A 20,116-nucleotide genomic window follows, 5' to 3' on the forward strand; every position below is an offset into this window, starting at 1 on the left:
GCAACGTCGTGGAGCGGTGCTTCAACCGGTTGAAGCAGTGGCGCGGCATCGCCACCCGCTACGAGAAGACCGTCGAGACCTACCAGGCAGCCGTCGCTCTCGCCTCGCTGCTGATGTGGGCGCGACACTTTGACGACACCGCCTAGATCCACCTCGCCGGGGATGGCGGGCGACGGCCACTCGCGTTCCTGATCACGCCGGGCCAGTGGGGAGATGCCCCGCAGTTCGTCCCCGTCATGGAACGGATCCGGGTGGGCCGAGTCGATGGTGGTCGGCCTCGCGCCCGCCTCGACCACCTCGGCGACAGGGCGTACTCCTCCCGCCGTAACCGCCGTTACCTGCGCAGACGCCAGATCAAGCACACCATCCCAGAGCCGAAAAGCCGGCGGGTCAACCGTCAACGGCGCGGCAACAAGGGCGGTCGGCCCACTGGCTTCGACAAGTCGATCTACAAGAGGAGGAACGAAGTCGAGCGAACGATCAACGGCCTCGAGAACTCCTGGGCCGTGGCCATGAGGTACGACAAGAGGGCGTGTGTCTTCCACGGCACCGTAACCGTCGCAGCCCTGCGGCTCTGGCTCCGACCATGATGTGCCGGAGAGAACATCAGCACGTGGTGCTGCCTTCCTGCCAAGTCTCACGCTGTGTGCCATTTCAGATAGCTGCGTCGACGGCGGGTGCGGGCGAGCCGTTCGAGGAGGAGGGCGACGGCTGGGGAGTAGGGCGTCTTCGATGACTTGCCCGCTCCGAGACGGGCGAGGTTCCGCCACGCGACAGCCTGGACGGCTGCTGCTGCCAACATTTTGTTCCGGAGTCGGGTGTGGGGCGGGCGGGCCTGTGCATCGCTGCCGTCAAGCCACTGCCCAGGCAGAGTGGGGTCGATTGCCAGCGCCGTGGCTATACCTGCCATGGCGACTCCGGAGTCGATCACCTGTTGGGCGACCGCGCGGCGTCGAATTCCTCCGGTCAGCAGCAGGGGCAGCGGGGAGGTGGCGACGAGCTGCTCGGCGAGTTCAAGGAAGTACGCCTCGCGGGCAAGAGTGCGGCCGTCCGCGGGAGAGCCTGCTGTGGCCAGGCTCTCGATGCTGCCGCCGGACAGCTCCACCAGATCAGCCCTCACATCGGCGAGCATCTTGATCACGTCACGCGCGTCGTCGGTGTCGAATCCGCCGCGCTGGAAGTCCGCCGAGTTCAGTTTCACCCCTACCGCGAAGCCCGACCCGACGCGCTCGCGGACCGCGCTCACGACATCGAGCAGGAGGCGGGCGCGGTTGTGCAGGCTGCCGCCCCAGCGGTCGTCGCGCCGGTTCACCCGGGGAGAGAGGAACTGGGAGAGGAGGTAGCCGTGGGCGGCGTGGATCTCGACCCCGTCGAAGCCGGCCTGCTGAGCCCGCTGCGCGGTCACGGCGAAGCGCTCCACCGTCTCATCGATCTTCTGGACGGTCATCGGCTGGGGTGTCGGGTACATGCTGGAGAAGCCGCCGGCGTCGACCGGCACCGCGGAGGGAGCCCAGGTGGTGTCGGCCAGATCTTTGGGGATGACACGTCCGGGGTGGTTGATCTGCATCCAGATCTGTCCGCCTGCCGATTTGCCGGCCTGCGCCCAGCGCCGGAACGGCTCCAGCGGCGTGTCCTGTTCCAGGACGACGTCGCCGGGCTGGGCCACTGCTCTGCGGTCGATCATGACGTGTCCAGTAATCAGGAGCCCGGCGCCACCCGCAGCCCAACGCCGGTAGAGCGTGAGGAGTTCGTCGCTTGGCAGTTGCCCCGGTGCGGCGAGCAACTCTTCCATCGCGGCCTTCGCGATCCGGTTGGGCAGCGGAGTGCCGCTACCCAGGTGCAGCGGCTCGTTCAGCGCGGTCATCTCTTCTCCCATGTCAGCGACTCTGGAGCGCCCCAGTGGCGTCGGGCCGGGTACGGCGCGAGCAATGAATACTTCGAGACTCGAATAAACATAATACTTCGAGACTCGAAGCAAAAAGGCTAGTATGAGGGCATGACGCGAAGCGCGCTTGAGGCAGCGGTGGTGGCGAACCACGAGATCTTCATGCAGACCAGCGACCGGATCCAGGCCGTCCTGGCCGAACACGGTCTGACACACGCGACCGCTCAGGCGCTCTGGGCCATTGATCCGGCAGAGGCGCCGCCCTCGATGAAGGAATTGGCCGGGCGGTTGTACTGCAACGCACCCAACCTCAGCTTTGTCGTGAATCAGCTCACGGGTCGGGGACTCGTCGAACGTTCCGCCGACCCCGCCGACCGCCGGTCACGCGTGGTAGCGCTGACTGCGGACGGCCGGCGGGTACGGTCCGCAGTGATCGAGGCAATGCTGGCCTTGAGCCCCTTCGCCCGACTGCATACCGACGACCTACTCAACCTGGTAAATCTCCTGCGGAAGGTCCTCGAACCGGCCGCAGGCCCGGCGTGAGCTCTGGCGGGTTGCAGAATGCGCAAGATCCGCCGCCGCAAGCCAGCCGGACCAGCTATGGGTGGCGGACATGACATATGTCCGCACCTGGTCCGGCTGGGTGTATGTGGCGTTCGTCCTGGACGTGTACTCGCGGATGATCGTCGGCTGGCAGATCGCGAACCACATGCGAACAGAACTGCCGCTGGACGCCCTGGAGATGGCGCTGTGGAGGCGGAGGATCAAGAAAGACCCCGGCCTCATCCATCACAGCGACCGGTTGAATCCGCCCAATATACGAGCAGAGCCTTCGCTGAAACCTGCAGTTCAGCAGGGGGCCGTCAGATCATGGGCGAGATCGGGTCCAGTGCGGACAACGCCGCCGCGGAAAACTTCAACGCCGCCTTCAAGAGGGAAACGCTCAAGGGCCGTAAAGATTGGCGGAACGAGCACGAGGCGCGGCTTGAGGCCCTTCCGCTGACTGACCCGATACAACACCCGCTGCAGACACTCCCGCCTCGGTCAACTGTCCCCGATTGCCTACGAGAACGACTTCCAAGCAACTGCAACCACCCTGACCCAAGCCGCATAGACGTGTTCAAAATCCGAGGTCAAGGCCCGCCCCTGGCCACCCTGCGACCTTCACCCGCTCCTGGTTCGGGTGGGGCGGCGCCCTCTTCGCTGAGCTGCTCCTCGACCTCACGGGACACTCGACGGCAGCCCTGCACCCTCGCCTCTCCACCACCGAACCGCCGTCACGGTAAGGACATTTCCGATCTCCCGGCGCCGGCGGTCGCTACGATCTGCGGCGTGTGCGCAAACATTGTGGTCGCCGAAGACGACGCGAAGCAGGCGGAGCTGGTGCGCCGCTACCTGGAGCACGAGGGTCACGCTGTCACGGTCGTCGAGGACGGCCGGACGGCTCTCGAGACGGTCCGGCACCAGGAACCCGACCTGGTCGTCCTCGACGTGATGATGCCCGGGGCCGACGGTCTCGACGTCGTACGGATCCTGCGCGCCGAACGCCGGGAGGTGCCGGTGCTGATGCTGACGGCCCGCAGCACCGAGGACGATCTGCTGCTCGGCCTCGACCTCGGCGCCGACGACTACATGACCAAGCCGTTCAGTCCGCGTGAACTCACCGCACGGGTAAGGACTTTGCTTCGCCGCAACCGGCGCGGCCCCGACCCGGCTCCGGCGACCGTACTCGCCCCCGCTCCCGCCTCGGAGCCCGAAGCGGCTCCGGACGATGAGGTGTTGACGGTCGGCGTGCTCAGAGTCGATCCCGCGCGGCACGAGGTGTCGGTCGCCGGGACGCCCGTGGAGTGCACGCCCGGTGAGTTCCGTCTCCTCGCGGCGATGGCGGCCGAGCCCGGCCGGGTCTTCACCAGGGCACGGCTCTTGGAGGAGCTGCACGGCTTCGACAAGTACATCAGCGGCCGGACTGTCGACGTGCACGTCATGAACCTGCGCAAGAAGATCGAGCGCACCCCACGACGGCCGGCCCGCCTCATCACCGTCTTCGGCGTCGGCTACAAACTCACGGACCCCGCGAAGAACGTGCGCCATGCGTCGTCCTGACAAGGGAGGTGCGGCGGGGGCCGCCCGGCTGCCGCTGCGCAAGAGTCTGGCGGGGCGGCTGTTGACCGTGACGGCGCTGGTGGCCTCGTGCTCGGTCGCCGCGACCGCCTGGCTGGCCGTGCAGACGACCTCCGTCGCGATCCGCCAGGAGCAGGGGCAGAACCTCAAGTCCGACACGAAGATCTACAACACCCTCCTCGGCTACGCGGCCACCCACCCCGACTGGGACGGCGTCGACACCACCGTGCGAGATCTGGCCCTGGAGTCCGGGCGCCGGATCGTGCTCACCACGCCGGGCCGACGCCCGTTAGTGGACTCGGCCAACTCGCGCTCAGCGGGCGGCGGTTCGTCCGACGATCTGCTCGCTCAGCATGCCTCGGCGGTCGTGGATCCACGCTCCGTCGACACCGTGCTGGTGCCCGACGCGGCCAAGGCCGGCGCCGACCGCGTCGATCCACGGGCCGTGGGGCCCTTCCGGCTGCCCGCGAAGGAACACGACGCACTGCGGAAGGCCGCCGCCGGGAGGGTGGAGTGCCTCAGCCAGATGGGCATCGCCGCCGACGTCGTCGAGAGCCCGGGCGGACGGCCCAGCGTCCAGTTCGTGAGCGACGAGACCGAGGGGGGGACCGACAGCGTCACCGACCGTGACATGGAGGCCAAGTGCTTTGCGTCCTACCCGGTCGGTCCCACCGCGACCGAGCGGAAGGCCCTGAGCGCCCTCAACCACCTGGCCGACGCCTGTCTGAAACGACAGGGTCGCACCGCCGTGAAACTGAACCTGGACCTGTCCTGGGACCGGAGTTACGTATACGGGCGGGGCGACGCAGTCTCCGGCGCCGAGGACGGCCTCAGCGATCGGGAAGCGAAGGCCCTGGCCGCCAAGCAGGCGGAGGACGCCGCGACGGCCGAACGCGAAGCGGTTTCCGGCGGCGCACTCGACTACGCCCCCGCCGAGATCCGCGACAGCGCGTACGACCGGGCCGTAGCCAACTGTGTCGAAAGTGCCCGCCGGGAACAGCTCACGGGCTATGTCGCCGAGCCCGCACTCCTGTTCATCGACGGCCCCGGTGCCGCCGGCGTGCCTGGCTTCGACCTCTCCCGCGCCAACACCGCACGCATCGCGGGTGTCACCGCCCTGGTCCTCGCCCTCACCGTCGGCGCCTCGGTGCTCGCCGGAGCCAGGCTCGTACGCCCGTTGCACGCGCTCACCGGCGCCGCCCAGCGCATGCGGGAGGGCCTGGACGCGACGCCGGCGCCCGTGCCCGTCGTCTCCGACAATGAGATCGGACGGCTGACGGCGGCCTTCAACGACATGGCCGCGCACCGGGCCCGCCTGGAGGAGCAGCGTAGGGTGATGGTCAGCGATGTCGCCCATGAGCTGCGAACGCCGCTGAGCAACATCCGGGGCTGGCTGGAGGCGGCCCACGACGGGCTGGCCGTGCCGGACCCCGCGTTCGTCTCCTCGCTGCTGGAGGAGGCGGTGCAACTCCAGCACCTCATCAACGACCTCCAGGACCTGGGCGCGGCCGACGCGGGCGCCCTGCGGCTGCACCGGAAGCCGGTACGGATCGACGAGCTGCTCGGCCAGGTCGCCGCCGCGCACCAAGGGCTGGCCGAGACGGCGGGCGTCACCCTCACGGTCCTGATACCGCCGCCGGGCACCCCTCACCCACCGCTCCTCGACGCCGACCCCGTACGGCTGCGGCAGACCGTCAGCAACCTGCTCTCCAACGCGGTGCGCCACACCCCGGCCGGCGGCACGGTGACCCTGCGCCGGTACGTCACCGACCCGGGGGACGAGCTCGCCGTGGAGGTGTCCGACACCGGCAGTGGCATTCCGGCGGGCGACCTCCCGTACGTTTTCGACCGTTTCTGGCGGGCGGAGAAGTCCCGCAATCGCAGCACCGGCGGCAGCGGTCTCGGCCTGGCGATCGTCCTCAAGCTCGCCGAGGCCCACGGCGGCACGGTGGACGTGGCGAGCACGGAGGGGGAGGGGGCCACCTTCACCCTGCGGCTGCCGACAGCCGAGTCACGAAAGCCGGAGGGCCCCGGTCGACCCTGACGGGATGACGACAGCGCTCTGACAGTTTCCTCACAAGTGGCCGTCAGAGTGAAGCCATGCCCGGAACCTGGTGCGGATCGGCAACCAGGAACGACCAAGCCGGGCTGGAACTGGAGCCCTCACATGTCCCGCCGTCTCACCCTGCGCCCGCTGCGTATCGCTGTCCTGACCGGCGTCGCGGCCAGCGCGCTACTCGTCCCGGCCACCGCGGCCTTCGCCACCGATCCGACTCCGACGCCGGGTGCGACCGACTCGACCTCGGCCGACAAGGAGGCCCTGGCGAAGAAGAAGGCCGAGGACGCCAGGACGCTCAAGGAGGCCGAGGCCCGGAAGGCCGAAGCCCAGGAGGCCGGAGGCAAGGACTACCCGCGTGGCGGTGTCGCCGCGGGCGAGGCCCCCGCCCAGGACGACACCACCGGCACGCTCATCGGTTCGGCCACCGGCGCGCTGCTCCTCGCGGGCGCCGGCGCCTACGTACTGCGCCGCCGCACCACCGCCCGCGGCGAAGGCTGACCCGGCAGCACGACCTCTCGTACGAAACGGTGGCGCCGCCCTTCACCAGGCGGCGCCCTGTGCGTTCCGGCGAACCCTCGCAGCCTGTTCTGGAGCCCGAGTTGCCCCCTGCACACCGTCCGGCCCTGTCCCGGGCCCGCCTCGCGACTCTCACCCTGTTAACCCTCGTCACCCTGCTCACCGGCTGTTCGTCCGGCCCCGACCCGACGGTCCGGGTCGCCCCAACCGCCCCCACCGCCGCGTCGGGCGCTCCGAAGTCCGAGCGGCCTGCGGCCGACGCTCCGGCGGCCCCTGCCGAGGTGGCCGTTCCCTCCGTGGGGATCACCAGTTCGCTGATGGAACTGGGCCTCAACACGGACCGGACGGTCCAGGTCCCGCCGGCTGAGGAGGGGATGACCGCGGGCTGGTACACGGGCGGTGCGGTGCCCGGTGAGATCGGCGCGGCCGTCATTATCGGTCACAACGACACCCGCTTCGGCGAGGCCGTCTTCCACGACCTGAAGAAGATCAAGGAGGGTGCGGACATCACCGTCACCGACAATACGGGAAAAGCCCTCTACTTCACCGTCACGGCCACGGAGAGCGTCGCCAAGAACGCCTTCCCGACGGAGAAGGTCTACGGGCCGACCCAGGAACGTGCTCTACGGCTCATCACGTGCGACGGCGACTTCGACGCGCAGGGGCACCCTGTCGACAACCTCATCGTGTACGCGACAGCGAGCTGAGGGCCGTAGGCGTGTCCGTTTCGCCCTGTCGTCACGAGTAACGTCCGCAGCTCGATCGTCAGCGGCCGGTTCCAGGGAGCGCGCCGCCGAATGGTCGGTACGGGGTGGGGTTCGGTGGCTGGACCGTGGGCAGGGCGGTGCTGCTGTCCCACACCATCACCTCGACGGATCCCGCGACGACGGACAGAGTGAGCAAACAGGGGCCGGGCGCGTATTTGCGGGCGTTGGTCACCAGCTCGCTCACCACCAGCTGCACCATGCCCATGGCCCGCGGCGACACCGGCAACCCGTGCACAGCCTGTACTGATTCCAGAAAGCTGCGGGCCATGGCCCGGGCGGCAGAAATGTCCGCGCTGCTCTCGAAGACGGCGGAAGCCGACAGCGCCGGCTCTATGAGCGAGTGCTGTCCCTCGTCCTGCCCGGCCAGATCCACACCGTCCGCCTCACCGCCCAAGCCATCATGTGTCCACCCCGCATACCCCCGCGACACCATCACGCTCCCGCGCCACTGCGCCCGGTCGCAGCGGCCACCGCGAAGGTACGTGAGATCATCTTCATGGTCTTGGTAACGACCGGCTCACTCGTTCGGCACCTGAGTCCGCCTGGGGGCAGAAGCGCATGACGGTTCAACATCACGCACTCCCCTCCTGCGCCGCCCACGGCAGACCGAGACCGGCCAGCTGGGCTCGCCGCTGCGCATCCAGCTTCCCGATCCGGTGGCGGGTGTTGTCGAGCCATGCCCCAAGCTTCACCGCCTTTGAACGGCGCGCTGCGGCGACAACCTCTGCCACAGCGAGGGTCGGCCTGACCGTCCCGTCCTGAGCATGTGCCTTGTGGCTCGTCCCTGAAAGATCAGGGGCGGGCCAGCAGGGGGGATGCTCCGTACCTGGTACGGTATGACCATTGCACCCACACGGGCGGCGCACTGGGCAAAAAGGTGATAGCGCCCCTCCGCGGGCCGTTATCAACAGTTCATGCTCAAAGCCGTGCTGCGCGGCCTGGCCGCCGCCTCCCTTACTGTCCTGCCCCTCACCGTCTCGGAGCCCGTCCACGCGGTCGAGACGCTTCCCGTGCCCGAAGCCGTCGCCGGCCTGCCTCTGGGGTCGGAGTCCCGGGACGGCTACGACCGGGATGCCTTCCGCCACTGGAACGCCGGCGTCAAGCCCTCCGACGGCTGCAACACGCGTGCCGAGGTCTTGATCACCGAGGCTGTCGAAGCCCCTGCGGTCGGCCCCAACTGCCGTCTGACGGGTGGCCGCTGGTGGTCGTACTACGACCAGGTGTGGGTGACGTCAGCCTCCGGCCTGGACATCGACCACATGGTGCCCCTGGCCGAGAGCTGGGACAGCGGTGCGTCCGCGTGGACGGCGCAGCGCCGTGAGGCGTACGCCAACGACCAGGGCGTGGCCGCCAGCCTGGTCGCCGTCACCGCCCGCTCAAACAGGTCCAAGGCGGACCAGGACCCCGACCAGTGGCTGCCGCCTGCCGTCGGCGTGCGCTGCCGGTACGTCGCCGAGTGGGTCGCGACCAAGCTCCGCTGGAGCCTTACGGCCGATGAAGCCGAGGTGGCGGCCCTGCGCGAGGTGGCGGCGGGTTGCCCGGACCAGACCGTGACGTACGAGTCAGCCACATAAGGGACCTGCACGACCCGCCAGACGGGGGCCGACTCCCGCGCATGGCGTCGTCGCAGGCGATAGCGCCCCACTCCTCACATCCCCTTGGAGGTTTCATGCCGGCACAACCGATCGAAGTCTGCCCGGACGACGGCCGCTACGACGCGCTGCGCCGCGGTTTCAACCAGCGTTGGGTCGCCCGGCCCGACTACGTCGTGGTCGCCACGTCCACGGACGATGTGACCGCATCGCTCAGCAAGTTCCTGGCCGACCCGGCCAGCAAGGCGCGCCGGATCACGGTGCGTTCCGGCGGGCACTGCTACGAGAACTTCGTGTCCGCTGCGGATGTCGGGGTGATCATCGACGTCAGCCAGATGAACCGGGTGTACTTCGACACGTCGATGGACGCGTACTGCGTCGAGGCGGGGGCGACCAACTGGAACAGCACCAGCCAGCTCTACCGGCTGAGCGGCCGGGCCCTGCCCGGAGGCTCCTGCTACTCGGTGGGCAGCGGCGGCCACATCTCGGGCGGCGGATACGGTCTGCTCTCGCGGATGTCCGGCCTGACGGTGGACTACCTGTACGCCGTCGAGGTGGTCACCACCGCTGACGGCAAGACCCCGAAGGTCACGGTGGCCCGCAAGGACTCCGCAGAGCCCGCGCTGCGCGATCTGTGGTGGGCGCACACCGGGGGAGGCGGCGGCAACTTCGGCGTGATCACCCGGTACTGGTTCCGTGACCTGCCCGAACCGCCGGCCCAGGTGCTGCTGAGGTCGATCGCCTGGGAGTGGAAGGACTTCCTCGAGCGGCCCGATCTCTTCAAATCCCTCGTGCGCCGCTATGGAGAGTTCTTCGCCCACGAACGGGCCGGCACCGGACCGGCCTTCATCCACCACCACGACTACCGGGACATGTTCACCCTCCTCAAGCTCACCCATATGAGCGCCGGGAAGGTCGGCCTGATCGTCCAGATGGACGGCACCGAGGAGCACGCACCCGCGCGTCTGCAGGCATTCCTGGACTACATCACCGAGGGGTTCGTCTCCGAGGTAGGGCCGTACATCGCTGAGACGGCCCTGGACCAGCAGATGGGTGAACACGGTCCGCAGGCAGAGTTGTTCACCCCGACGCGGCTTCCGTGGCTGACCGCTACCCAGAGCCTGAACGACTCCGGCCCCAACCGCTGCGGCAAGTACAAATCGGCCTACCACACGGCAGCGTTCACCGAGGGCCAGATCGACGCCATCCACCGCCACCTCACCGACAAGCACTACAGCAATCCCGACGCCCTGCTCCAGGTCGACTCCTACGGAGGAGCGGTCAACGACGTGGCCCCGGACGCGACGGCGGTGCCACAGCGCTCCTCCGTCCTCAAGCTCCAGTACCAGGCGTACTGGACCTGGGACACCGACGCGGACGAGAACGGCGTCTTCGACTACCGGGATGCCGAGAAGGACCCGACGATCGCCGCTCCCCACCTGAAGTGGATCAGGAACTTCTACCAGGACGTCTACCGCTCCACCGGCGGCGTGCCTGCGGTCGCTGATCCGGTGCTGCCCGCATCTCTGACCTCGAACACCGATGGCGCTTACGTCAACTACCCCGACATCGACCTCAACGACGAGGCATTCAACACCTCCGGCCAGCCCTGGCATCAGCTCTACTACAAGAACAACTACGCCCGCCTGCAGAGGACCAAGAAGCAGTGGGATCCCCGCAACGTCTTCCGTCACGGACAGTCCGTCCAACCGCCCAGGCCGGCGACCACAACATCGAGGTCTTGAACCGGGCGGTGGTGACCATCGATCACTTCCGGAACAGTCGCCCGCACGAGGTGCTGAACATGAACGACTACGTCCTCGAAATCCAAGAGGAGCTCAACGTGTACCCGTGACCGGCCCATGGATGGGAGCGGCCCCGGGGACAGCGTGTCAGTGAGATGGGTTGGACAGCGTGATGTCGCGGCACGGTGATTCCGCGATGCAACGGGGCAGTGACCGCAGCGGTGCAGGGATGCGTCCGGTCAGGGGAGGGGGCGACAGTGGTACGCCAGGGGCGATGGGCCGGGCTGCGATGGCTCGTGGTGGAGGGTGCACGCCATGAGGTGTTCCGGTCCTTGGGGCAGTGGGCACGTACGGATATCCAGGCCGCGCTGACCGAGTCCGCGCCGGACCTCGACGTCATGCGCCGGTGGGCGGCCACGGTGGAGGGCACGGCGTACTTCAGAGCGGTGATGGCGGCCACCGAGCTCTATTACGGCACCCAGCTCGCCGAACTGGCGGCGCTTGCCGACGGTGCGGGCGTCCCGGTCGAAGATCTCCTGCTGACCAGTCTGCGCGGTGACCTGGGTACCGCAGCCAGGATGGGATGCAGCGATCTTGCGTGGCGGCGTGCGACGACTGTTGTAGCGCACAACGAGGACGGAGATCCCCTTCTGGACGGCCGTCTGATGCTGCTGACCTTGCTGGTTGAGGGCGAGGCTGCTGTCACCGCCCTGTGGTACCCGGGAACTCTGCCGGTCAATGCGTTCGTCGCCACCGGCCGGGGCTTGGCCTGGGGAATCAACCACATTCCCGCTGTCCATCCGTATCCAGGGGGCGCGGGCCGTCATTTCGTCGCCCGCGCCCTGCAGCAGGCCACCACGTTGGATGAGGCCGTGGCATATCTGCAGACGCACCCCAGTGCCGGAGGGTTCACCTACACCATTGCAGAGCGCGCCAGTGGCCGAGCGGCAGTGGTGGAAGCCGTGGCCGGGCAAGTCTCGGTCATCGAAGCCACCCCGGACGATCCGCTGCACTGGCATACCAACCACCTACGCCACATCCCGCGGCCACCCGACCTGCCTCCTGCCGGCCCGCAAGCCGACGAACTCCGGGACCGGTACGCCGAAAGTGTCGCTCGCGGCCGGGTGATGTCCAGCCTCACGCCGGGGCCGACCGAGCCGTCGAGCACCTGGTTCCTCCAAGCCCTGACCTCAGCGCCCCTGCCCCACGGTGTATACCGAGTCGCCGCAGGCCCGGACCCATTGATGACCCTTTGCACCGTCATCGCCGACATGAGTAACGACAGGATCACCATCCGCAGTAACACCGGACAGACCGCCACTTGCGCCCTTACCGATTTCGCCCACGGTGTGCCTGTCGACTCCTGACAGCGCTCGCTCTTCCGTCAGTGCGTGGTGCTACCCGTCCTCGTGAATCGAACAGCCGCCCGACAGCGATGCCTCCCGATGTGGTGAACATCTGCTGTCGTTCTCGTGGAATGAACCAGCGGCGATGATGGTCGCGTTGATGTCGTCGAGGCCGTTGTACCAGTCGGCGGGCGCATAGAGGCCAGCGGCGTCGGCAGCCCCTTCGGCTCTGCGCCTACCGGGCGGCCAACGCTGGCTGATCGAGAAACTCACCGCAGCCGGATTGGAGTCCGCAGCGTCACAGTCCTCAGCCTGGCCTGTCTCACCATGGGCTGCAGCGCCTTCGGCTGCGGCGGGCGGCACCGGCGACTTCCTGTCCCCGGCACAGCGACGCCCAGACGCCGCTGAGTCTCCTGCTCCCGCCACCCGGCTTCCGCGACCTTGTCCGCGGCCTGCTCCGCACTCAAACCCTCGCCCTGCTGCCGTACCGCAGAGCAGGCCCCGTCCTCGGCGCTCCACGAGAAAAAAAGGGGGGTGAGGTGCGGTGGGGTGGGGCTGGTGAGGGTGCTGTGGAAGTGATGATGGTGTTTGTGAGTGATAGCCAGGTTTGCGTGCGTCCCGTGATTGATGAGGATCTGGTGGCTGTGGCTGCCATCCACCGCCACTACGTCGAGAACACCGATATCTGCGTGCCGGAGACGGAGCGGACGATGGCGCAGTGGAAGGAGTTCGCGGACGACCTGCGCACGCGCGGTCTGCCGTTTCTCGCCGCAGGCATCGACCGCGGCCGCGACGCCGTCACTGCCGTTCTGACCCTGCCCTGGAGCTCAGGTGTGGTCGAGGGCCACGTCAACCGGATCAAGATGCTGAAGCGCCAAATGTTCGGCCGTGCCGGCTTCCAGCTCCTTCGGAAAAGAGTTCTCCTGGCGTGACTGGTGGCTGAGGCCGACAGGCGTTTCGCAGTGCGACAGTCCTACGATCTCAGTTCATGACGACTCCCGACTGCTACGCATGCGGCAAGGAAGCAGAGTTCGACGACCTTTCACCACGCGAGTGCGTGGTTCATGACCAGCACTGGCGGGTGGCCCACGCCTTCAACACCGCAGTGCCGGGCTGGCTGGTGCTGCTGCCTCGGCGCCACGTTGCCGCGGTTCACGAACTCACCAGCGCTGAGGCATCTGCCCTAGGGGTGTGGCAGGTCAAGCTATCCCAGGCTCTCCGGAGCATGACTGGCTGCGCCAAGACCTACATTGTCCAGTTCGCCGAAGCCGAAGGCTTCGCGCACGTGCACTTCCACATCGTTCCGCGCATGGCAAACCTGCAACCAGAACACCGTGGGCCGGGCGTCTTCGAGCTGCTTCGGCGACCCGAGCAGGAGCGAGTAACGGCTGACCAGGCAGACCAAATAGCCCACTCTCTTCGAGCTCAACTTCATCGGCACCCGAACACTCAGTAACCAGATCACGGAATGTGTGCCAGAACCTCGAAGCGGGCAACGTTTGTCGACGGTTTCGGGCAACGGTTGGCAATCAGACGGCCCCCAGTGTTCCCGGCAGTCCGACAGGCTGCCGGGAACACTGCTGTCCGCTGTACCAACGCCTACCAGCGCATGCCGAGGTCATCGAGCGCTGCCCGGCGTTGCGGGCTGAGCGTGGCGGCCCTGCGCCGGCTGTTGTCGATGAACGCTCCGAGCTTCACGGCCTCCTGCATGCCTTCCCTGCCACCGGTCACGTTGATCAGTTCGATTTGCTTGCGGGCGGGGCGCAGGTGCCCTTCGCGGGCGTGGAACTGGCGGGCGGCAGCAAGGTTGACCGCCCACCGCTCATCCTGCGACCGCCGTACCGGCACCACCATCTCGCCCTTTTCGGGCGGTTCGATGCTGAGGGTCTCCAGCAGGTACTGCTGTGCGGGCTTCAGCCGGTCCCACCCCGCCCGTTGCGCGGTGATCCAGGTTCCGAGGTCCTCGCCCTGGACGACCAGCTCGCCCGCCGCGGCCGGGAGGGCGGTGCCGGCCTTCGCGTGGGCAGGTGATGAGGCGGTCGTCGTCCGCGCCGGCCCGGTGCGGGCTTCAGCGCGAAGGGCGGCCAGGTCGTACGGCGGGGCCCGGCCTTTGACGCGGCGGAGCAGTAGGTCGGGCTGGCGTTCGCGCTGCTGCTGCATGACGCTCTTGAGACGGCCGGGCGCGTAGCCGATGGCCTATCCGGCGGCCGGTGCAGGCGCTTTACTGTTCAGTACCAGGGGGAGCACCGGACGAGGTCGAGGGAGACGGCGTTGCTGAAGAGGGTTATCGCGGTGAGTACGGCGGCTGTGCTGGCGGGGGGCCTGAGTACGACCACGGCGAACGCGGCCTCGGCCTACGTGCACTTCAAGAACAACGCTACGGGCCGCTGCCTGGACTACCGGGCCGACTACGGGCCCTACGCGACCGACTGCAACGGCGGCGGTTATCAGACCTGGCTGGTCAACAACGCAGCCTTCCAGCTCTCTGCCATGCGGCAGAATGCGGGCGACCGGCTCTGCCTGGTGGCCCGTAACGGTGCGGCCACGATGAAACCGTGCCTGTCCAGCGACCCGGCAGCCCTGTGGGCCCTGGCCCCCACGACCGCCGGTTACCAGCTGATCAACCACGTGACCGAGACCTGTCTCGGCGAAGGGGCGGACGCCAGGCACCTCGTCAAACTTGTCCCGTGCTCAGGCGGCCCCTCCCAGCAGTGGGAGTGGCAAACCACCTGACTCCCCTGTAAAGCGCCTCCCATTGGTCTGCTCCCGGACCCGTTGTCACGCCGACCCTGTGCCAGCGTTAGGCTCCCGGCGGGAAGTGTCACGTTCACCCATCTCGTTGTCACCGAATGGTGGCGTTTGTTGGCACCACCCGCCGAGGCGGGCTTACGGGTGAGCCGACGCGGGCGCCCCCGACTGTGGCTCCCGCGCCCGACGGTTCTGGCCTACTGGAGAAGCTTCAGAACGGCGCTCGGAAGCTGGTTTGCCTGCGCGAGGACGGATGTACTCGCCTGCTGGAGCGCTTCGTCGCCGCCCATCCTGGCGTAGAGGTGGAAGCCGGCCACGTCCACCAAGCCCTCGCCGGTTCGCTGCCGATCATGCCAAAGCTGGACCTATCCTGACGGGATTACGCGCTGCAAGGGTCCGGTAGCGTTGAGATGTGGAGATACTTGCGGGGCAGTGGTGGCACAACATCGACGTCTGGACGATCGTCATCGCAGCAGTCGTCTCCCTGCTTGTCGGCTGGATCGGGGCTTGGGCCACTCTCCGATCCAATAATCCAAAGCAGGAGCTCGGCTGGTGGGAGCAGTCCAACACTCCTCTGTTCGCGGAGTCGAGGTACGCCGGCCAGACTGGCCCACTGACGGTTCAACTCGGTCATACACGCCTTGAGAAGCCGCGCATCATCGATCTGGTGATCATGAACCTAGGCAGGCGCGACATCACAGCCGCCATGTTCCACGAGGGTGCGCCGCTACGGTTCTCGTTCGGCGCTCCAGTGCTTGTAATCTTGGAGTACGAATCGCGTCCGGCCGCCACCTTGGGCCAACTGATCGACACATACGTTGATATCGGCTCAATGCCCACCGCACCCACAGTCGGCGGTATCGAGCTTAAGCCGACCCTGCTGCGGAAGGGTCAGGTCGTGACGATCACGGTGTTGGTCGACGGCGGCAGAGCGGCAACACGGTGTACCGATTTCCCGCTGGTCGACGTCACGGAGGTGACGGAACCGCCCGGCACACGAGCACGGACGTTCGCGGGGAGCGTCCTTCAGGCAATAGCGGAACGCCTCTTCCCGCTCACGTTCGTCCGTTGACGACCTTTAAACCGTGGCGCGATCCTGGCCGCTAAGACATGGCGGTGCGGCTTCCGCGCTACCGGGGGTCACCCCCCACCCCCCGCCGGGCCCGTCGCTGCGCGTGCTACCTTCGCGCGCCCTCGCGTCGTGGCGCCTGTGCGGCTCCTCGTCAGGTTGCGAGCGAGTGGCCGGACCGACCCTGCCGCACGCGCACAGGTTGCGCTGGGGAGATGGCCTCCTGGGCCGCTTTGGCGGGGAGGGCATCAACCAGCGGCGGGATCTCCTCGGCGAGATTGGCCGCGACCTCCGCTTCACTCAGGCCGGCCTGTTCGGCCAGGGCGCTCAGCTCATCCGGTGCGATCTGGGCGGCGATCTCCTCGCCACTGATGGGCTCGTTGGCGCCCTCAGGGTCTTTGAGAAGTGCCGAGGTGGGCGGTTCGCCTGCTGAGTGCTGGATGTGACGGCTTGTCGACTTCTGCCGGCAGCCACCCTGGACGCAGAACAGGCATGGCCGCTGGTGATCATGTGGGTGTCGAGTCCGTATGAGCACCGAGCGAATCCATGCCTGCGCACCCATCTTCCCGCATGCCCTCATGTCTCCGGCAACTGGGGGACGCCTCCGGCCCAGCCCCGCTGGAGACAGCCGTCTGCCTGCGGACACATCTAGCCACGGTGCCTGACCCACGGGCACGTCGTGGCATCCGTCACCCATGGACGGCCCTGCTCGCCGCTGCGTCCGCCGCCGTTCTGGCCGGCGCCGCCTCGGTCACAGCGATCGGCGAGTGGGTTGCCGACGCACCGCAGCGCGTCCTGGCCCTGCTCGGCTTCCCTCCCGACCCGCCGCGGCACCTGCGGGTTGAGGGCATCGGGGTGACCGAGGTCAACCAGCCCGACAAGGTCGCCCGACGGCGCCACGGCAAGACCGACGCCATCGATGCCGAAGCCGCTGCCCGCGCCGTGTTGTCTGGTCGCGCCACCGCCGCAGCGAAGACGAGCGACGGCCCGGTGGAGATGCTGCGGCTGTTCAAGCTCGCGAAGGGATCCGCGATCAAATTCAGAACCCAGGCCATCAACCAGCTCAAGAGCGTCCTGGTCTGCGCCGATGCTGAACTCCGCGAGTCCCTGGCAGGGCTGAGCAACCCGAAGCTGTTCCAGCAGTGCGCTCTCCTCACACAGTCGGAAGTCTCCGGGCCGGCAGACGCCGCGCGGCACACCTTGAGACTGCTGGCCCGCCGCATCCAGCACCTGACCGAGGAGATCAACGACCTCAACAAGCGGATAACAGAAGCGATCCGAGCGAGAACTCCGGGCCTGCTCGACGTCCACGGCGTCGGCCCGGACACCGCGGCAGCCCTGCTCATCTCGGCCGGTGACAACCCCGAACGCCTCGACAGCGAGGCGTCCTTCGCCGCCCTGTGTGGCACCAGCCCGGTCGAGGCATCCTCCGGCAAGACCCAGCGCCGCAGACTCAACCGCGGCGGCGACCGCCAGGCCAACGCAGCCCTCTACCGCATCGTCCTCAGCCGCCTGCGCTGGGCAGGCCCTTCCCAGGACTACCTGCGGCGACGCCTCGCGGAGGGCAAGACCAAACGCGAGATCATCTGCTGTCTCAAACGGTACGTCGCACGAGAGATCTACCGGCACATCGCCCCCGCAAACACCGCGGCACACCCCACGGAACCAGCCCGAGACACCACTTGACATCTATAGGGGCATCAACGCTGCCGCGGAGAGCTTCTGGCCCTGCTCAAGGAGGAGATCGGCACCCGTACCTGGCCCGACCGGACCACCGCCCGCACGGAGGTCTTCTCCTTCATCGAGACCTTCTACAACTGCCGCCGACTGCGCAGGCACAAGACCTTCGGCTATCTCACCCCAGCCGAGACCAGGCAGCGGCACCAGCACGCCCTCGCATAACGATCACGTGTCCGAGATCACGGGGAAACTTCAGTCCGGGCAGCCGGCGCGAGCCGACCGCGGGGACGCCGGGCGGACGGACCCGCCGAGCCGCCGACACCGCTGGTGACCCGCAGCACACATTCGTGCTCCAGCCCTCGCAGGAGCCCGTGTCTTCACCGGTGATGCAGTCGCCCTGCGACGAAAAGCGATACAAGAAGCCAGCACCGTCGAACGAGCGATCAGCAGGCTGAGGCAGCCTCGGACCGTGGTTACTCGCTACGACAAGCGCAGCTACGTCTTTCTCAACACCGCCACCAGTACCATAGTTCTGCTCATCCGGCTTCGAAGTTGATCCGCCACCTCACAAAGAGCTCGGCCGGTACGCCAGAGCCTGGTCGACTACCTCATGAGCCAAAAGCTCCTGCTGCGGCGGCCAGAAGATCAAGCTACTTGCATGACCGGATGGGCATGCAAGGACTTAGTCCAGCCAGCCATCCGCTCTGCAGTTTCGTGCGAAAGCCGGTCTCCTTCTTCCCTTTCGGGAAGTGGCGGGTGGGGTGTACAGCACGGCGTGCCGAGGGTAGTAGACGCGCTCATCCGCCAGCAGGTGGTCACCGTGACGATGCCGCGGTCGATCTTCCCGACCGAGCCCAGGTACTGCTTGCCCACGTGGGCGGTGGCATTGCCGTCCTTGCGGTCTCCGCAATCGTCGATCACCAGCACCCCACCCGCGTGCGGGGTCGTGGCCGGATCCGCCAGCAGCAGGTCCACACGCCGGGCGTTCACCTTCTCCAGGTCCCATGTCGACTCGGACAGGAAGAACTGCAGCCGCTGCACCGCCGCATGCTGGGCACCGACCACAGGCTCCGTCCCGGCCAGGCAGGTCAGCGTCTTGTTGCGGTCCCGCGGCAGCAGCAGCCCGGCGAGATACTCGCGGAACCCTCGGCGCTGTGCCAGCGTGGAGAAGAGGTCATCGAAACACGCGGCATAGGCTTCCAGCGGGCCCGGAGCGGGCCCGGAGCGGGCCCGGAGCGGGCCCGGAGCGGGCCCGGAGCGGGCGGACACGGCACACGCTTGGCCATCACAGCCCCCGAATAGTGAGCAAAGCACCCGTTGTCTGGCCTGCTACCCCCCAACCCGCCGTCAACGAACCACCGTTAGCCAGTCATGTCTCCGGCAGGATTGGCAGCACAGCCTCCCGGGCGTCCTGGGAGGGCGGGCCGGCCGGCCACCACTGGCCGGACTGCTTGCGGAATGGGTACCAGCGATTGTCCGGTCCGTATCGCAACTCGATGTTGTGACCGATCAATTGGAGGCGGCCGCCGGTGCGGCGTAGCAGGGGAGGGCCTGGCAGGCCGGGAAGCGGCCGAGTAAGGAGTTGTTCGCGTGCTGCGGTCTCCGCGGCACGAGGGGGCACCTGGCCTCCGTCGAGGACGGCCAGTGCGGGTTGGTCCCCGTGCTTCCACGCCGCGCTCGCTCGCGCGAGCCGTGCACGCGCCTGGTCTGAACTGTTCAGCAGGCGGCCGACGACGTGAGGCTCGGCGTCCGCTCGTGCCGCGCGCCGGACGGTGTCCAGCCAGGGGTCGGTGTCGAGCCAGAGCCGGGCCGCGGGGGCGCCTTCGGTGGTGACCGCGTGGCTGTAGGCGTCGGCGGCACGATGGGCGGCGTCGTCGGCCAGCGTGCGCAGCCGGTCAGGGGCCACAAGGCTGTCCTTATGTCCCGGATCCGGGAACGGCCCGACGCTGACGGGCCCGGTCTGCGGGGCGGGGAGTTCCGGCAGGGGAGGCAGACCCCTTTTCTGCCTGGCTCGCGCGAACGCCTTGCCGGCCGGGACTCCGCGAGCCGTACCCGCCCTGGTCGGTTCCGTTTCTTCGGCGGTCTGTTCGGCAGCGGCGGCCTCGCGTTCGGCGCACCGGAGCGCTGCTTCCTCACACACGAAGTCGAAGTGGTGGCCGCGCAGGAGCAGGAGGGCGTCGGGGCGGGCATCGATGGCCCGGGCGTACTGGTAGGAGACCGCTGCCGCGTGTTTGCAGGGCAAGCCCCAGTCGGGGCAGGTGCACTCGTAGTCGGTGAGACCGGGCCTGGGTACCAGGGGGATGTCTTCGGCGAAGCTGACGCGCGCGGTTGCCTCGCCGAGTTCCCCGCCACACAGTTCGGCGGCGGCGTCGACGTCGTCCGTCCATACCTCGAGCAGCCGGTCCATCTGCGCCGGGAGCAGTTCGGGAACGCGGAGTGTGACCCGGTACGGGAGGCGGCCACTACCGGTGACGTGGGCGGACAGTTCGCCCGCGCGTACGGTGATGTCTCCGACAGCTCCACGCCGAGCATAGGTGCGAGCACGGTCGAGCCTGGCCGTGTGCCCGGAGTCCCCTCTGTGGGGACTT

The 20,116-nt window shown here is 67.8% G+C and carries 21 protein-coding genes and 3 pseudogenes; 16 read left to right on the forward strand and 8 right to left on the reverse strand.

Annotation, left to right across the window (positions count from 1 at the left end; genetic code table 11):
- Positions 1-146: 146 nt before the first annotated feature.
- Positions 147-590 (forward strand): annotated as a pseudogene (locus ACFYXC_RS39270) (transposase); the annotation flags it as partial.
- 47 nt (positions 591-637) lie between these two features.
- Here the strand turns inward: ACFYXC_RS39270 and ACFYXC_RS39275 are convergent.
- A complete protein-coding gene (locus ACFYXC_RS39275; protein ID WP_389557609.1) occupies positions 638-1,876 on the reverse strand; it encodes an NADH:flavin oxidoreductase/NADH oxidase family protein in 1,239 nt (412 codons plus the stop codon).
- Between the two features lie 120 nt (positions 1,877-1,996).
- Between ACFYXC_RS39275 and ACFYXC_RS39280 the strand changes: the two genes are divergently transcribed.
- From ACFYXC_RS39280 to ACFYXC_RS39305, 6 genes are all read left to right on the forward strand, one after another.
- Positions 1,997-2,428 carry a MarR family winged helix-turn-helix transcriptional regulator gene (locus ACFYXC_RS39280; RefSeq protein WP_389557611.1) on the forward strand — a complete coding sequence of 144 codons (432 nt, stop codon included), beginning with the start codon at positions 1,997-1,999 and terminating at the stop codon, positions 2,426-2,428.
- Positions 2,385-2,888, forward strand: coding sequence for a transposase (locus tag ACFYXC_RS39285; RefSeq protein WP_389557673.1), 504 nt, complete (start codon positions 2,385-2,387; stop codon positions 2,886-2,888). The genes ACFYXC_RS39280 and ACFYXC_RS39285 overlap by 44 nt, the downstream gene beginning before the upstream one ends.
- A 329-nt stretch (positions 2,889-3,217) precedes the next feature.
- Complete coding sequence (locus ACFYXC_RS39290) at positions 3,218-3,988, forward strand: response regulator transcription factor (RefSeq protein WP_389557613.1); 771 nt, start codon at positions 3,218-3,220, stop codon at positions 3,986-3,988.
- Positions 3,975-6,050, forward strand: coding sequence for a sensor histidine kinase (locus ACFYXC_RS39295; RefSeq protein ID WP_389557615.1), 2,076 nt, complete (start codon positions 3,975-3,977; stop codon positions 6,048-6,050). The genes ACFYXC_RS39290 and ACFYXC_RS39295 overlap by 14 nt, the downstream gene beginning before the upstream one ends.
- 123 nt (positions 6,051-6,173) lie before the next feature.
- The gene (locus tag ACFYXC_RS39300) at positions 6,174-6,563 is read left to right on the forward strand and encodes a sortase-dependent protein (protein ID WP_389557617.1); all 390 of its coding nucleotides are present in this window, start codon (positions 6,174-6,176) and stop codon (positions 6,561-6,563) included.
- Positions 6,564-6,664: 101 nt separating this feature from the next.
- The gene (locus ACFYXC_RS39305) at positions 6,665-7,288 is read left to right on the forward strand and encodes a class F sortase (RefSeq protein ID WP_389557619.1); all 624 of its coding nucleotides are present in this window, start codon (positions 6,665-6,667) and stop codon (positions 7,286-7,288) included.
- 58 nt (positions 7,289-7,346) lie between these two features.
- Here ACFYXC_RS39305 and ACFYXC_RS39310 read toward each other — a convergent pair whose 3' ends face one another.
- Positions 7,347-7,721, reverse strand: a complete 375-nt coding sequence (locus tag ACFYXC_RS39310) for an ATP-binding protein (RefSeq protein WP_389557621.1) — start codon at positions 7,719-7,721, stop codon at positions 7,347-7,349.
- Between the two features lie 541 nt (positions 7,722-8,262).
- Here ACFYXC_RS39310 and ACFYXC_RS39315 point away from each other — a divergent pair.
- From ACFYXC_RS39315 to ACFYXC_RS39325, 3 genes are all read left to right on the forward strand, one after another.
- Positions 8,263-8,922 carry an HNH endonuclease family protein gene (locus ACFYXC_RS39315; protein ID WP_389557623.1) on the forward strand — a complete coding sequence of 220 codons (660 nt, stop codon included), beginning with the start codon at positions 8,263-8,265 and terminating at the stop codon, positions 8,920-8,922.
- 95 nt (positions 8,923-9,017) lie between these two features.
- Positions 9,018-10,685 (forward strand): FAD-binding oxidoreductase, encoded by a 1,668-nt coding sequence (locus tag ACFYXC_RS39320; RefSeq protein ID WP_389557625.1) that lies wholly within the window; start codon positions 9,018-9,020, stop codon positions 10,683-10,685.
- Positions 10,686-10,984: 299 nt separating this feature from the next.
- Complete coding sequence (locus ACFYXC_RS39325) at positions 10,985-12,052, forward strand: C45 family autoproteolytic acyltransferase/hydolase (protein WP_389557627.1); 1,068 nt, start codon at positions 10,985-10,987, stop codon at positions 12,050-12,052.
- 30 nt (positions 12,053-12,082) lie between these two features.
- On the opposite strand, the gene ACFYXC_RS39330 is transcribed toward ACFYXC_RS39325, so the two are convergent.
- Positions 12,083-12,304, reverse strand: a complete 222-nt coding sequence (locus tag ACFYXC_RS39330; protein WP_389557629.1) for a hypothetical protein — start codon at positions 12,302-12,304, stop codon at positions 12,083-12,085.
- Positions 12,305-12,729: 425 nt separating this feature from the next.
- Here ACFYXC_RS39330 and ACFYXC_RS39335 point away from each other — a divergent pair.
- A pseudogene (locus ACFYXC_RS39335) lies at positions 12,730-12,963 on the forward strand (transposase); the annotation flags it as partial.
- 56 nt (positions 12,964-13,019) lie between these two features.
- A complete protein-coding gene (locus tag ACFYXC_RS39340) occupies positions 13,020-13,487 on the forward strand; it encodes an HIT family protein (protein WP_389557631.1) in 468 nt (155 codons plus the stop codon).
- A 143-nt stretch (positions 13,488-13,630) separates the two neighbouring features.
- Here the strand turns inward: ACFYXC_RS39340 and ACFYXC_RS39345 are convergent, their stop codons facing one another.
- Complete coding sequence (locus ACFYXC_RS39345; protein WP_389557633.1) at positions 13,631-14,191, reverse strand: helicase associated domain-containing protein; 561 nt, start codon at positions 14,189-14,191, stop codon at positions 13,631-13,633.
- Between the two features lie 132 nt (positions 14,192-14,323).
- On the opposite strand from ACFYXC_RS39345, the gene ACFYXC_RS39350 reads away from it, so the two are divergent.
- Positions 14,324-14,764 carry a ricin-type beta-trefoil lectin domain protein gene (locus ACFYXC_RS39350; protein ID WP_389557635.1) on the forward strand — a complete coding sequence of 147 codons (441 nt, stop codon included), beginning with the start codon at positions 14,324-14,326 and terminating at the stop codon, positions 14,762-14,764.
- A 212-nt stretch (positions 14,765-14,976) separates the two neighbouring features.
- Here ACFYXC_RS39350 and ACFYXC_RS39355 read toward each other — a convergent pair whose 3' ends face one another.
- Positions 14,977-15,069: a flagellin gene (locus tag ACFYXC_RS39355; protein WP_389557674.1), complete on the reverse strand. Its 93-nt coding sequence runs from the start codon at positions 15,067-15,069 to the stop codon at positions 14,977-14,979.
- 122 nt (positions 15,070-15,191) lie between these two features.
- Here ACFYXC_RS39355 and ACFYXC_RS39360 point away from each other — a divergent pair, with 122 nt between their 5' ends.
- A complete protein-coding gene (locus ACFYXC_RS39360) occupies positions 15,192-15,851 on the forward strand; it encodes a hypothetical protein (RefSeq protein ID WP_389557636.1) in 660 nt (219 codons plus the stop codon).
- Between the two features lie 151 nt (positions 15,852-16,002).
- Here the strand turns inward: ACFYXC_RS39360 and ACFYXC_RS39365 are convergent, their stop codons facing one another.
- Complete coding sequence (locus ACFYXC_RS39365; protein WP_389557638.1) at positions 16,003-16,410, reverse strand: YidB family protein; 408 nt, start codon at positions 16,408-16,410, stop codon at positions 16,003-16,005.
- 8 nt (positions 16,411-16,418) lie between these two features.
- Here ACFYXC_RS39365 and ACFYXC_RS39370 point away from each other — a divergent pair.
- Positions 16,419-16,670 (forward strand): annotated as a pseudogene (locus ACFYXC_RS39370) (transposase family protein); the annotation flags it as partial.
- Positions 16,671-16,703: 33 nt separating this feature from the next.
- Entirely contained in the window at positions 16,704-17,534 is an 831-nt protein-coding gene (locus tag ACFYXC_RS39375; protein WP_389557676.1) for a transposase, read from the forward strand.
- 639 nt (positions 17,535-18,173) lie between these two features.
- Here ACFYXC_RS39375 and ACFYXC_RS39380 read toward each other — a convergent pair.
- The gene (locus tag ACFYXC_RS39380) at positions 18,174-18,797 is read right to left on the reverse strand and encodes a transposase (RefSeq protein ID WP_389557639.1); all 624 of its coding nucleotides are present in this window, start codon (positions 18,795-18,797) and stop codon (positions 18,174-18,176) included.
- Positions 18,798-18,897: 100 nt separating this feature from the next.
- A complete protein-coding gene (locus ACFYXC_RS39385) occupies positions 18,898-19,935 on the reverse strand; it encodes an SWIM zinc finger family protein (protein WP_389557641.1) in 1,038 nt (345 codons plus the stop codon).
- Positions 19,936-20,116 lie beyond the last annotated feature (181 nt).

Origin of the sequence: Streptomyces sp. NPDC002701 (genome assembly GCF_042889045.1) — a bacterium.
Lineage (GTDB): Bacteria > Actinomycetota > Actinomycetes > Streptomycetales > Streptomycetaceae > Streptomyces.